We start from the raw sequence: 13,220 nt of genomic DNA on the forward strand, positions 1-13,220 counted from the left end.
TCTCTCAGGCCTCGGCGGCCGGGGTTTCGCGCAGCTGGCGGTAGACCGCCGAAAGCTGGGACACGTCTTCGGCGGAGAACAGCAGCTTCAGCGCCGGCGAGACTTCGTGGCGGTCGTCCTGGCCGCTGAGGCGGGTCAGGATGTGGTTGTCCTTCATCTTCTGCACCGCCGATGCAACGCGGCGGTTGAAACCGGCGCGGTCGGTGGACAGGTTCTTTTCGTAGATGGCCAGCGCTTCGGCCATCTCGGCGTCGGCCACCACCGCGCGGTTGCCGCGCGCATCGGCCTCGGCCAGCTGCTGGCGCAGGTACAGCAGCAGCACCGAGTCGATGAAGGTCAGCGGCGAGGTGCGCAGCAGCACCGGCGCATCCACGTCTTCGGTGTCGGCCTGGCGGGTGAACGCCACGCCGCTGTCGCGGTCGAGCACCAGTTCCAGGAACAGGTCCGCCAGCGACGAGCGGATGGCCGCCTCGCTGCGGATCAGCGCGGGCCACAGCTTGGCGTGGCGCAGCTGGTCGATGCTGGGGCCGATCAGCAGCTGGCACAGCGCGCGGCGCGCATCCAGCGGCAGGCGCCCGGTGTCGCCCAGGTAATACACGTCGTTGCCACGGCGGGGCTGCGCCACGGTCGCCACCGGTTCGGCGTCGTAGGCGTCTTCCGCCCCCTCGGCCTGCGGTGCTTCGATGGGATCTTCATGCCAGCTCATGGCGTCTCTCCTGGGTGAACCAAACCAGCGGGATGCGGGCGCGACGGATCTGGCCGTCGCCGCCTCGCCATTGCGCAAGCTCCTGCTCGCCGGCAACCACGTTGCCAAAACGCGTGCCCAGCGACAGGTAGCCGATGACGCTGCCGAGGCCCTGCGGCGCTTCGCGCTGCGACAGGGCCTGGGCGATGCTGAGCCGCGGCTGTGCGTCGAGCAGGTCGTGCAGGTCGCGGCGCAGGGTACGGAAGTCGATTTCGGACGAAGCGACCAGATCGCCGACGCTTTCCAGGCTGATCGCAGCGGCATCGTTGTATTCGACGTTGCCATCGACCTGGGCGCTGCGCGGATCGTGCAGCTTCCATTGCGACCACGAGCGCAGGCGGCTGGTGGTCAGCTGCAGGTCACGGCCGATGCCGCGTTGTGCGGGGAACTCGTCACGCAGTGCCAGCGCCTCGGACTGCGCCTGCTTCAGCAGCTGGTTGAGGCGGCGCTGTTCCAGATAGCCACGGCTCTGCACGAAACCGCGCAGGCTGCGCGCGAAGTTCTGCAGCACATCGTGTACCTGGCCGCCACGCTCGAGCATGGTGCTGGTGAAGCCGCGCAGGAAGTTGCGTTCGTTGCGGTCCAGGCGGCGGGCGAAGCCACGCGCCAGCACCGCTTCCAGGGCGGCATCGAGCTGGGCGCTCTGCTCGGCATCGTTGAGCAGGCGCCAGAAGGCCTGGAAACTGCGCCCGGCATCGCTTTCGCCGATCACATCCACGCCTTCGAACAGCTGCGACAGCACGTCGCCGCGCTCGCCTTCATCGTCGATGATGCGTTCGCGGAACTCGCGGTTGAGCTGCTCGAAGTCGTCGCGCACGCGACGGAAATCCTCGGTCAGCTCGTCGGCCAGGCCGATGATCTGGCGCGCACGTTCCAGCGCGCGCTTGCCGTCCAGCGCGGTGACGCGGCCGGCGCCGACGCGGGCGATCTCGGCATCGATGCGGTCGCGCTCGTCGCGCAGCGCCGACAGGCGGGCGTCGGGGTCGGACTCGGTCTGCGCGGCCAGCTGCGAGAGCTGCTCGATGACCAGTGCCAGGCGGCTCTCGGTGGCGGCCACGCGGGCCTGCTCGAGGCCGTCGGCGAAGCGGATCGCCTGCAGCGCTGCGGTCGACAGCTCGTACTGTTCCTGGTCGGCGCCTTCGGGCAGGCGGCGCTCCAGCCAGCCCTGCGCCAGCCAGTGCGCGATGTAGGCCTGCGCGGTACGCGGCAGCTCGCGCGACAGTTCATCGCCATTGAGCTGGTCCAGTGCCCGTTGCAGGCGCTCGTTGAGCACCGAGGAGGGCAGCGTGCGCTCGCCATCCATCAACAGGCCCTGCAGCAGGCCGATGATTTCCGGAGCGTGGTCGGCGGCAAGCAGCTTCCACTGGGGCTGTTCGCGCAGATGGCGGTAACGGGAGATGCGTTCGCGATGCTTCATGCAGCGAAAAGAGTCATGAGGGCTGGCGGGGACGAACAGCCACCCGCGGCGGCCGCGCGGACAGCCGTGGGCATGCCGGCCGCACGGGGCCGGCGGGGTGCAGGCAAGCGGCTCAGCGCTTGCCGCCCACTTCGATGAAACGCAGGAACTCGGCGCGGGTACGCGCGTCGTCGCGGAAGCTGCCCAGCATCTTGGAGGTGACCATGCTGACGCCACGCTTGTGGATGCCGCGGGTGGTCATGCATTCGTGGGCGCCTTCGACGACCACGCCGACACCGATCGGCTGCAGCACATCCTGGATGCACTGGGCGATCTGCGCGGTCATCTTCTCCTGCACCTGGAAACGGCGGGCGTAGGCTTCGACGACGCGGGCCAGCTTGCTGATGCCCACCACCTTGCCGGCCGGCAGGTAACCGACGTGCACGCGGCCGATGATCGGCGCCATGTGGTGTTCGCAGTGGCTTTCGTACTCGATGTCGCGCAGGACGATCAGTTCGTCATAGCCAGCCACTTCCTCGAAGGTCCGCTCCATGTAGGCGCGCGGGTCATCGCGGTAACCGCTGAACCAGTCGCCATAGGCCTCGGCGACACGGCGGGGGGTATCCAGCAGGCCTTCGCGGGACGGGTCCTCACCGGCCCAGCGCAGCAGGGTGCGCACGGCATCCTCGGCCTGGTCCTGGGTCACGTCGCCCTGCGGGGCGGCCTTTTCGTTGTTCTTGCTCATTGCGTACAGCGTCCCGAACGGGGGGCGAGCATCGTACCCGACCGGGGGGTGGGTCGTCCTGTGGGGACGGTTCATCGGGGGGCATTGTTGGCGCGTCGTTGCTATCGGTTTGGAGTGGGAGAGGGGGCTGCGCAGGACACGCCGTAAACCCGTCCATGGGGGCTCGATGGCGCCATCCATAGCGCCAACGGTCCTGCGCAGCCCCCTCTCCCACTCCCTGGCGATGTCCCGCGGGCGCGGCCTGCCCCCCGAAAGCGGGGGCAAAAGCGGGGGTTCATGGCTTCGGAAGCGGCGCGCCGCTGCTTTGGCCACTCCCCTGGTGGGTGCGGACCGTTGGTCCGCACTGCTTCTGCTCTTGCTTCTAAGAGCCAACCCACCGCGCTCGCGGGGGGGATGGGAAGGCAGCGGGGGCCGGGCGGGGCCGGACCCCCGGAGGTGGGTTTACGGCGTGTCCTGCACCGTCCGGCGCCCGCTGCCCCACCGACACCAGGCAGGCGCAACGCCTTCCTCACTACACCCCACCCATTCAGAAAAACCTATTGATAGGAATGAAATTAGTAGTATCCTATCTATCTCTTATGGACCGACCCCTCGACGAGCGCACCGTGCTGCAGATGCAGCTCAGCTCCGGCCTGCTTTATGCAGGGCGGCAGTGGCAGCGCCTGGCCGACAGCCGGCTCGGCAGCTACGGCATCTCCACCGCCTGCACCATGCCCCTGCTGATGATCGGCCGCTCCGGCGGTGGCATCCGCCAGGTGGCGCTGGCCCAGCAGCTGGGCATGGAAGGGCCTTCGCTGGTACGCCTGCTGGACAAGCTGTGCGCCAGCGGCCTGGTCCGTCGCGAGAGCGACGCCAGCGACCGCCGCGCCAACCTGTTGTGGCTGACCGACGAGGGCCATGCGCTGGTCAGCGAATTGGAAGACCAGTTGATCGGCCTGCGCCAGGACGTGTTCGGCGAACTTTCCATGGATGAACTGCACGCCGTGCTGAAGGCATGGCGCCTGCTGGCCGAGGCCGCCGACCGCATCACGTAAGACCGCTGCTGCCGGACGCTGCCGCTGCCGTGCACACGCCAGCGGCGTTTGCCCGTTGTCGTTGTTCTGTTGTCCCTCCCCCTCCCTCCTCGCCCCCGCCCCTACCGATGCCCGGTGAATTCAGTCTCCACGGAGTGTTCGTCCCGACCCTGCTCGGGTTGATGCTGTTGGCCTATCTGGTCAACAGCGGCCTGCACGCGCTGTTGCAGCGTGCCGGCGCCTACCGCCATGTCTGGCACCCGGCGCTGTTCAACCTGGCGCTGTACGGGATCGTGCTTGGCCTTCTGTTCCACCTCCTGCGTTGGATGCAATCGTGAACAAGATCGTGAAGAAGACCCTGCCGGTGCTGCTCACCAGCGCAGCCGTGATCGTCGCCCTGCTGGTGCTGCGCCAGCTGTGGGTCTATTACATGGATGAGCCGTGGACTCGAGACGCCCATGTCGGCGCCGACGTGGTGCAGGTGGCGCCGGATGTCTCCGGGCTGGTTGAAACGGTGCAGGTGGCCGACAACCAGGCGGTGAGCAAGGGCGACCTGCTGTTCGTGGTCGACCGCGCGCGCTATCGCATCGCGCTGGAACAGGCCAAGGCCAGCCTGGCCGAGCGCCAGGCCTCGGTGGCCCAGCTGCGCCGCGAGATCGGCCGTGACCGCAGCCTGCAGGACCTGGTTGCCGCCGAGGACGCCGAAGTGCGCCGCGCCAAGCTGCAGGCCGCACAGGCCGCGCTGGCCACGGCACAGGCCGCCGTGGACCTGGCCGAGCTCAACCTGGGCCGCACCGAGGTGCGCGCGCCGGCCGACGGCCGGGTCAACGACCGCACGATGCGCGTGGGCGACTACGTGGTGGCCGGCAAGCCGGTGCTGGCGCTGCTGGACACCGGTTCGTTCCGCATCGATGGCTACTTCGAGGAAACCCGGCTGCGCGGCGTGGCGCCGGGGCAGCGCGTGGACATCCGCCTGATGGGCGAATCGACCCCGCTGCGTGGCCATGTGGAGAGCATCGCTGCCGGCATCGAGGATCGCTACCGCAGCATTGGCAGCTCCCTGCTGCCGAACGTGACCCCGGCCTTCGACTGGGTGCGCCTGGCCCAGCGCATTCCGGTGCGCATCGCCATCGACGAGGTGCCCAAGGGCGTGGAACTGATTGCCGGCCGCACCGCGACGGTGACCGTGGACACCGGCCGTCACCCGCACAACGACAAGGCCGGCACTGCGCCGACACAGGCGGGCCTGTGAACGCCGCCCTGCCCCGTCTCGGCCTGATCGTCGCGCTGGCCAGCCTGGCCGCGTGCAGGACCGTTGGCCCCGACTATGCACTGCCGGAAGGCTCGGCCTTCAAGCGCCCGGAGGCCAATGCGGCGTTCATCGATACGCAGAACCCGCAGATTGCCGCCAACCAGGCGCTGCCCGACCGCTGGTGGTCGCTGTACAACGACCCGGTGCTGGATGGCCTGATCACCCAGGCGCTGCGAGACAACGTCGAACTGAAGGCCGCCGATGCGCACCTGCGCCGTGCGGCGGCGGTATACGAACAGGCGCTGGACGCCGGTGGCTTCGAGTACGAAGCCGAGGCCGGGGTCAGCCGCGCGCAGCTGTCGGCCGAATCGTTCCTGCAGGAGCACGAACTGCCGGTGATCAACCTGGCCGATGGCAAGTTCGCGGTCAGCTACCAGTTCGACCTGTTCGGCAAGCTCAAGCGCGGCGCCGAGGCGGCGCGTGCCGACGAGCAATCCGTTGCTGCGGCGCGCGACCTGGCCCAGGTCAGCGTGGTCGCGCAGGTCGCCGACAGCTACCTGGAAATCTGCCACGCCAACCACGAACTGCACGTGGCCGAGCATTCGCTGCAGCTGCAGCAGCGCAGCCGCAGCGTCACCGAGCGCCTGATCGCGGCCGGCCGCGGCACGCCGCCGGAGCTGGCCCGCGCCAATGCGCAGGTGGCACTGCTGGAAGCCGCGCTACCGCCGCTGCGCGCGCAGCGTTCGGCGGCCGCCTATTCGCTGGCCGCGCTGCTTGGGAAAACCCCGGGCCAGCTGCCAGCCGGCGTGATCGACTGTGCGCACGCACCCGGCCTGGCGCAGCCGCTGCCGGTCGGTGACGGCCGGGCACTGCTGCAACGCCGCCCGGACGTGCGCCAGGCCGAGCGCAAGCTGGCCTCGGCCACGGCGCGGATCGGCGTCGCCACCGCTGAGCTGTATCCGGACATCCGCCTGGGCGCCTCGCTCGGTGCCGCCGGCCTGCTGGAAGACTTCGGCACGCCGATGACCCAGCAGTGGTCGATCGGCCCACTGATCTCGTGGACGTTGCCGTCGTCCGGTACCCACGCGCGCATCCACGCCGCCGAAGCCGGTGCCGACGCGGCACTGGCCGAGTTCGACCACACCGTGCTGCAGGCGCTGCGCGAGACCCAGACCGCGCTGGACCGCTACGCCCAGGACCTGCGCCGGCTGCAGTCGCTGCGCACCGCGCAGGAACAGGCCGCCTTGGCCGCCGAGCAGAACCGCCGGCTGTACCAGGGGGGCCGCACGCCGTACCTGTCCAGCCTGGATGCCGACCGCAGCCTGGCCAGCAGCGATGCCACCCTGGCCGCTGCCGAAGCACAGGTCTCGCGCGACCAGATCCACCTGTTCCTGGTGCTGGGCGGAGGCTGGCAGGCCAGCGCCGCCGCGCCCGATGCCGCAACCGCAGCGAAGTAGGCCATGAACGCGCTGACCGACCGCCAGGCGTGGCTGTTCTCGATCAAGACCTACCTGGCCGCGGTGGCCGCGCTGTACATCGCCATGGCCGGCAACCTGTCGCGCCCGTACTGGGCGATGGGCACGGTTTACATCGTCAGCCAGCCGCTGCTGGGGCCGACCCGCGCCAAGGGCGTCTACCGCATCGTCGGCACGCTGGTGGCCGGCCTGGCCACCCTGCTGGTGCTGCCGGCGCTGGTGGAAACGCCGCTGGTACTGAGCGCGGCGATGTCGATCTGGCTGGCCGGGTGCCTGTTCATGGCCCTGCTCAACCGTGGCCCGCGCGGTTACGCGTTCCTGCTGGCCGGCTACACCACCGCCTTCATCGGCTTCCCGGCAGTGACCTCGCCGGAGACCATCTTCGACACCGTGGTGGCGCGCAGCGAGGAGATCATCCTCGGCACCGTGGTGGCGGTGCTGTTTGCTTCGCTGCTGTTCCCGGCCTCGGTACGCCCGATGCTGCGCGCCCGCATCGGCAACTGGATGGAGGACGCCGCGCAGTGGTGCCGGCAGATCCTCGAGCGCGGCCGCGCGCATGCGCCGCGCAATCGGCTGGCCGCGGACCTGGTGCAGTTCGAGGCGCTGATCGAATTCCTGCGCCGCGATGATCCACGCCATGCTGGTTCGGCAGTGTCGATGGAGCGCCTGCGCGAGCGCATGCTGCTGCTGTTGCCGGTGCTGTCCTCGATTGCCGATCGCCTGAGCGCGCTGCGCAGCGATGGCCAGGCCCTGCCGGACGGGCTGCCGGCGCTGGTCGACGACATCCGCGATTGGCTGGATGGCCCGACCAACGCCAGTGAGTACGCGCGACTGCGCGCGCGCATCAGCGCGCTGAAGCCGCAGGTGGACCGCGACCTGCAGCACCTGCAGCTGGCCAGCCTGCTGCTGCGCCTGGAGGAGCTGGTGGACCTGTGGCAGGACTGCCGCACCCTGCAGCACGCGATCGACCAGGGCACGGCGCCGCTGGACCGCGCGCACTACCGCATCCGCACCGAACGGGTGGCCGCCGACAGGCACGTCGACTACGGCATGGCACTGTTCTCCGCGCTCAGTGCCGGCGTGGCACTGATGAGCTACTGCGTGCTGTGGATCGCGCTCGGTTGGGAGGGCGGTGGCAACGGCGCGATGATGGCGGCGGTGACCGCCGCATTCTTCGCCGCACAGGACGATCCGGCCCCCAGCATGGTGCAGTTCCTGGTGTGGGCGATGGTCGCCTCGGTGGTGGCCGGCGTGTACCTGTTCGGCGTGTTCCCGGCCGTGCACGATTTCGGCCTGCTGGCGCTGGTGCTGGCGGTGGCGTTCCTGCCGTTGGGGCTGCTGTTGCATCACCCCAAGAGCGCGCTGTTCGCGCTGCCGCTGACGGTCAACCTGGCCGCACTGCTGAGCCTGCAGAACACCTACAGCGCCAACATCCAGACCTTCCTCAATTCGTCGATCGCGATGTTCATCGGCATCGGCTTTGCGGTGGTGATGACCCGCCTGTTCCGCTCGGTGGGTGCCGAGTGGACCGCGCGCCGCCTGGTGCGGCAGGGCTGGACCACGCTGGCCGAGGCCGCCGAAGGACGTGGCCAGCAGGACCGGCAGCGCTTCGCCGCGCGCATGCTCGACCTGCTGGGCCTGCTCGCGCCGCGCCTGGCGGCGACGCCGGAGGGCAGCGACATCGCCTCGGTGGACATGCTCAACGAAGCACGCATCGGCCTGAACATCCTGCAGCTGCGCCGCGCCCGGCTGGAACTGCCCGAGCGCAGCCGTGAGGCGGTCGAGCACATTCTGGAAGAGGTGGCCGTGCACTACCGCCGGCAGATCGCCGCGCGCAGGCCGATGGTGGCAGCCGACGCATTGCGCGAGCGGCTGGATACCTCGATGGCACGGGTCGGCAGCGTGGCCGCCTGCAAGGCGCGCGACGAGGCGCTGATGGGCCTGATCGGCCTGCGCTTCGCGCTGTTCCCGGAGGCGAAGGCGTTGGCGCCGGGCTTGGCCATGAGTGCGGCCGAACAGCCCTAGCGCGATACCCTGTGCGTCCACAGTCCCCGTTGCCGGGGTCGGATCCTTCGCCGCAGGCGAAGGCGCTGACCCCTGCTCTGCACAGGAAGCTCCAATGAGTTACGACATGATGGTGTTCGAGGCCAGCGCCGCACCACGCGAGGCGGCAGCCTTCATCGCCTGGTTCGAGAAGCAGACGCAGTGGAACGAGCGCCACGAGTATGACGACCCGGCGGTCAGCAGCCCGGCGCTGCAGGCGTGGTTCGCGGAGATGGCGCAGGACTTCCCGCCGCTGGACGGACCACTCAGCAACGACGATGACGATCGTGACGAAGTGACCGAGTACAGCATCGGCCGCCAGGTGATCTACGGCGCGTTCGCCTACTCGGTGGCTGAGCGCGCGCACGGGCGCGTGCAGGACTTGGCCGAGAAGCACGGCGTGGGCTTCTTCGACGTGAGTGCGGATGAAGCGGCGATCGTGTTCCCGGATGGGTTGGTACTGATTCCCGACTGAGCAGATGCGATGCTTCGGCTACCGCATGCTCCATCTGCAACACGTGGCCGCAGATCGGGCACGTACGGACCAGGGCCGCCGCACGTGCGCTCCTATACAGGGAGCGCGGCATGCCATGCCGCCGGCACGCACACCGCGCTGCCGTCCTGCATCGCTTCCTGGAGAACAGCCATGTTCCAGACCCTGCATCGCCTGCGCCGCCCCCTGCTGGCCCTGTTGTCGGCGCTGTCGCTATCGCTTGCCTTTGCTCTGCCGACGATGGCCTGCACCGTGGCCGGCCCGCCGTCGGCAACCAATGCCGCAACCATTGCCACGAGCATCAGCAACGGCCATGCGTATACCAAGCACAGCGGTGAGTTCATCAATGGTGTGGTGATCGCCGGCCTGGCCTTCCCGAACGCCACCATTGCCAGCAAGGGCGCCTTTGCCACCTTCCTGCAACCGATCGTCAGCAGTGGCGCGACCAACAAGGCCCTGTCCAGCAACCGCCATGCGTTCTGGGATACGTCCACCGGCACGGTGGTGATCTTCAATCCGGGTGCCAGCGACTGCGGCACTGCCTTTCGTCCTACCAACGGGCAGGCGTACTACACTGCGCTGAAGTAAGTTCCTGCTGCCGCAGATCTCCGGAGCCTGCCATGTCCCCCCTGCCGCCACTGAGCCACGACGAAATCATCGGCCTGCTCAACGCTCTGAACTACTTCGGCCATGCGGTCGATGCCGATACCTGCCAGACGCTGACCGGGCTGGAACAGGCACAGATGCAGGCGCTGCATGCACGTCTGGACCAGACGCTGGCCGGCACCCAGGACTGACCGCGGGCCGCAACTTCGGCCGCACGCTACGTTGCCTCACGGCCACCGCATGCCCTGCGGTGGCCGTGCTGTCTCTGCAGCATGCTGCACGTTGCACACGGTTGCGCCACGCGGACAAGCAGCCGCAACACCAAGCACCGCGGCGCGGGCAGGTGCTGGCTATACAGGACACGCACACGCCACTGACGGCGCGCTGCTTTCCGTTCCTGGAGACCACCATGGCCATTCCTGCCGCTGCGTCCGATGCGCTGCCCGCATCGGATGCGCCCCCGACACTGCACGCCCAGCGTTGCCTCGGCCAACCGCTGCCCCCACAGCGCCAGCGCGGCCCGTGGCCACAGTTGTTCAAACTCGACCAGCTGGGCCTTTCATCGCGTCTGCTGGATACGCTGGCCACCCACACCGATGCGCTGTGCTGGGATACCTACGACGTGGCCCAGCGGCGCCGGCGCCTGATCAAGCGTCACCACGGCATCCTGCAGGCACCGGTACGCACCCTGCTGGACCGCTGGGACGGCAGTGAACAGGATGCGGCCTGGCTGCCGCTGTTGGACGCATTGCCATCAATGCTGCGCGCGGCGGTGCTGCGCGTGGCACCCCATCGCCGACGCGCCCTGCGGAAGTATGGGCTGGACCGCGTGGCACCTGCCTGCTGGAACATACAGCCACTGGACGACCCGCACTTCGAGCAGCCCGCCAGCGGCGACCGCGCTCCACGCCGAACCTTCGCGTTGCTGCCGCCCGAACTGGCCTGCGATGCCGATCTGCTGCGGCTGTTGGCCGGCATCGCCGAGACCGTGCACGAGCGTTGTGGTGCGACCCGGCTGGCGGTATCGCTGCATCAGATGCTGACCCTCGCGCGACCCCATTGCACGGCCGAACCGGCACCGGAGGGCGTGCACCAGGACGGCGCCGACTACATCGTGTCGGCCCTGGTGATCCGCCGCCACAACGTCTGTGGCGGCAACTCGCGGGTCTACCTCGGCCGCGGCGGACGCCTGCTGCTCTCGCACACGCTGGCCGAGGGCCAGGGCCTGTTCCAGCCCGACGCGCGCTCGCCGCTGTGGCATGAGGTGACTGCCATCCACGCCGACAGCGACGCCGGCGGCGAACGGATGATCCTCGGCTTGGACATCCATGTGCTGCCAGCAGGTGCCGCATGAGCCTGCGCCGCCGACACGGTACCCGCCGTAGGCTATCGTCCCCCCCCTCAGGCTGGCGCGAACGGCTGGTGAAACTGGTGCACATGGTGGCCGAGCAGGCACTGCCGCTGACCATTGCCGGTGTGTCGTTCGTGATCGCACTGGATGCCTGGCTGTCGGCCCGACCGATGCAGTGGGAACACCAGCGGGCGCTGGCTTCGCTGTCCATCAGCAGCGACGTCGACAGCCAAGGCAAGCGCAACGCGGACAGTTTGCACACGCTGACCATCACCAATGTCGGCGAACTGAGCTTTGCCGTGCTGGACATCCAGCTGGAGCTGTCGGCACAGGAGGGGCTACGCGTGCCCTGGTCGCGCAACACGCTGCTGCAGGACCCAGCGGTGCTGCCGATCGGCCTGCGCCCGTTCCATATGGAAGTGGCCGGAGACAGGCGCAGTGCGCGCTTCAGCTTCCGCACCGAGACCGCGGGCTGGCACGTGATCGATCCGGGGCGTTCGGTCGACCTGGTATTCGCCCAGCCATTGCTGGGTCATGGGCGGCTGGGCATTCGTGCCGAGGTGTTTACCCAACCACTGCGCATGGCCGCGATGGGCGAGCAAATGACCGTCGAGCGCGTGGTCGCCGGCCGTATCCGCCACGTATCGGAAGAATCGGGCATGAACGTAATCTCCGATCTGGGCGTGTACCCCTACACCGCCGCGACCACGGTCATGGTGCCCGGCGCCGGCCGTGCCGTGGCCGAGCATGGGCCGGCACACCGAACGCGGCGTTGGCAGGGCTCGGCAAACCACTGAAACACCGCGCGCGATGGGGCGCATGCGAGCGCCCTATACCTGTGTGGCGGGGACGATGAGCCCCGCGCCACCTGCACGGAGTCCACCGATGCCCTGCCCCCGCCCCGCGCCGCGCGCACCTGCCTGCCCTCCCACACAGGCCCGGCGGCGCCGCCATTTCCGGCGCGCCGCGCTGCTGCGCATCGTGGCCCTGCTGCTGGCCGCACTGTTGGGCAGCCTGCTGTCACCGAAATTGCCGGCGGCCGAACCGGAGGCACCACGCGTACTCGGCCTGCACGGCCACCTGGAGCTGGACTACAGCATCACCGTGCGCGTGCAGGGGCTGGCGGTCTGGGCGGCACGCAACGACGCGCGACGGCTGGTGCCGTTCATCGATGGCCGCGCGCTGCCCGGCACGTTTCCCGAATCGATCGACCTGGGCAACGGCCTGCTGGTCTACCACCCACGGATCAACAACGACAGCCGCAGCGTGTGGACGGATCTACTCGGCGCGCCGGATGGCATGCGGCGTGCGGTCACCTTCAGCGTCGGCCCGGTCGACGGCTCGCCGTTCGCCAGCGTGCACGACGAGCGCGGGCGGGTGCAGCTGACCGTGATCTCGCCCATCTACGGCGGTATCGCGCTGGCCGTGGTGGTGGTCACCCTGCTGGTATTCGTGCACCTGGCGCGCACCACCAGCATCATCCGCAAGCCGATCCCTTACGGGCTGGGGCCCTACGATCTCGGCCGTTTCCAGATGGCGGTGTGGTTCTTCCTGATCTACCTCTCCTACACCGCCATCTGGCTCGTGACCGACGACACCGACACCATCCATCCCTCGCTGCTGGCGCTGCTGGGCATCAGCGCCGGCACGGCATTGAGCGACGCGGTGATCGATGCTGGCGGCCCCGCGCCCGGCACTTTCCCACCGCTCGTGGATGCGCCTGCCGCCGACGCGCGCGGGCAGTGGCCGGCCCAACGCACCTCGATCGGGCAAAGCCGCAGCCGCCTGCATGCCGCCCGCCGTCAGCTGGCCGAGCACGGCGGTGCCGGGCCGGACGCTGAAAGCGGCCACAACGCCTCGCACGGGCTGCTGCACGATCTGCTGTCCGATGCGCACGGCTACCGCTTCGACCGGTTCCAGATCTTCGCCTTCACCCTGATCCTCGGCGTGGTGTTCCTGTCCGGTGTCTACAACAACCTGAGCATGCCCGAGCTCAGCCCGACCCTGCTGGGCCTGATGGGCCTCAGTTCGGGTACCTACATCGGCTTCAAGCTGCCCGAGCGGCGATGAAGGCCACCGATGCCCGGCCATGCTCACATGG

The 13,220-nt window shown here is 68.9% G+C and carries 14 protein-coding genes; 11 read left to right on the forward strand and 3 right to left on the reverse strand.

Annotation, left to right across the window (positions count from 1 at the left end):
• Window positions 1-4: 4 nt before the first annotated feature.
• From NSQ78_RS21585 to folE, 3 genes are all read right to left on the reverse strand, one after another.
• Entirely contained in the window at window positions 5-706 is a 702-nt protein-coding gene (locus NSQ78_RS21585; RefSeq protein WP_049466320.1) for a DUF4194 domain-containing protein, read from the reverse strand.
• Window positions 693-2,162 carry a DUF3375 domain-containing protein gene (locus NSQ78_RS21590; protein WP_049466319.1) on the reverse strand — a complete coding sequence of 490 codons (1,470 nt, stop codon included), beginning with the start codon at window positions 2,160-2,162 and terminating at the stop codon, window positions 693-695. The genes NSQ78_RS21585 and NSQ78_RS21590 overlap by 14 nt, the downstream gene beginning before the upstream one ends.
• A 112-nt stretch (window positions 2,163-2,274) precedes the next feature.
• Entirely contained in the window at window positions 2,275-2,886 is a 612-nt protein-coding gene (folE, locus tag NSQ78_RS21595; RefSeq protein WP_004141296.1) for a GTP cyclohydrolase I FolE, read from the reverse strand.
• Between the two features lie 578 nt (window positions 2,887-3,464).
• Here folE and NSQ78_RS21600 point away from each other — a divergent pair.
• From NSQ78_RS21600 to NSQ78_RS21650, 11 genes are all read left to right on the forward strand, one after another.
• Window positions 3,465-3,920: a MarR family transcriptional regulator gene (locus NSQ78_RS21600; protein ID WP_005421298.1), complete on the forward strand. Its 456-nt coding sequence runs from the start codon at window positions 3,465-3,467 to the stop codon at window positions 3,918-3,920.
• A gap of 107 nt (window positions 3,921-4,027) precedes the next feature.
• Window positions 4,028-4,237, forward strand: a complete 210-nt coding sequence (locus NSQ78_RS21605) for a DUF1656 domain-containing protein (RefSeq protein ID WP_010487502.1) — start codon at window positions 4,028-4,030, stop codon at window positions 4,235-4,237.
• Window positions 4,234-5,151 carry an HlyD family secretion protein gene (locus NSQ78_RS21610; RefSeq protein ID WP_064239548.1) on the forward strand — a complete coding sequence of 306 codons (918 nt, stop codon included), beginning with the start codon at window positions 4,234-4,236 and terminating at the stop codon, window positions 5,149-5,151. Before NSQ78_RS21605 ends, NSQ78_RS21610 begins: the two co-directional genes overlap by 4 nt.
• A complete protein-coding gene (locus NSQ78_RS21615) occupies window positions 5,148-6,608 on the forward strand; it encodes an efflux transporter outer membrane subunit (protein WP_057494914.1) in 1,461 nt (486 codons plus the stop codon). The genes NSQ78_RS21610 and NSQ78_RS21615 overlap by 4 nt, the downstream gene beginning before the upstream one ends.
• Window positions 6,609-6,611: 3 nt before the next feature.
• Window positions 6,612-8,651 carry an FUSC family protein gene (locus NSQ78_RS21620; protein WP_064239549.1) on the forward strand — a complete coding sequence of 680 codons (2,040 nt, stop codon included), beginning with the start codon at window positions 6,612-6,614 and terminating at the stop codon, window positions 8,649-8,651.
• 94 nt (window positions 8,652-8,745) lie between these two features.
• Complete coding sequence (locus NSQ78_RS21625) at window positions 8,746-9,144, forward strand: hypothetical protein (protein ID WP_064239550.1); 399 nt, start codon at window positions 8,746-8,748, stop codon at window positions 9,142-9,144.
• A 171-nt stretch (window positions 9,145-9,315) separates the two neighbouring features.
• Window positions 9,316-9,750, forward strand: a complete 435-nt coding sequence (locus NSQ78_RS21630) for a hypothetical protein (RefSeq protein ID WP_064239551.1) — start codon at window positions 9,316-9,318, stop codon at window positions 9,748-9,750.
• 32 nt (window positions 9,751-9,782) lie between these two features.
• Window positions 9,783-9,959, forward strand: coding sequence for a hypothetical protein (locus NSQ78_RS21635; RefSeq protein WP_154803416.1), 177 nt, complete (start codon window positions 9,783-9,785; stop codon window positions 9,957-9,959).
• Window positions 9,960-10,177: 218 nt separating this feature from the next.
• The gene (locus NSQ78_RS21640; RefSeq protein WP_064239552.1) at window positions 10,178-11,122 is read left to right on the forward strand and encodes a 2OG-Fe dioxygenase family protein; all 945 of its coding nucleotides are present in this window, start codon (window positions 10,178-10,180) and stop codon (window positions 11,120-11,122) included.
• Window positions 11,119-11,916: a hypothetical protein gene (locus NSQ78_RS21645; RefSeq protein ID WP_149901874.1), complete on the forward strand. Its 798-nt coding sequence runs from the start codon at window positions 11,119-11,121 to the stop codon at window positions 11,914-11,916. Before NSQ78_RS21640 ends, NSQ78_RS21645 begins: the two co-directional genes overlap by 4 nt.
• Window positions 11,917-12,004: 88 nt before the next feature.
• On the forward strand, window positions 12,005-13,189 hold the full coding sequence (locus tag NSQ78_RS21650) for a hypothetical protein (protein ID WP_064239554.1): 1,185 nt from the start codon (window positions 12,005-12,007) through the stop codon (window positions 13,187-13,189).
• Window positions 13,190-13,220 lie beyond the last annotated feature (31 nt).

Source organism: Stenotrophomonas sp. FSL W7-1447 (assembly GCF_037966425.1).
In the GTDB taxonomy this organism is placed as follows: Bacteria; Pseudomonadota; Gammaproteobacteria; order Xanthomonadales; family Xanthomonadaceae; genus Stenotrophomonas; species Stenotrophomonas pavanii.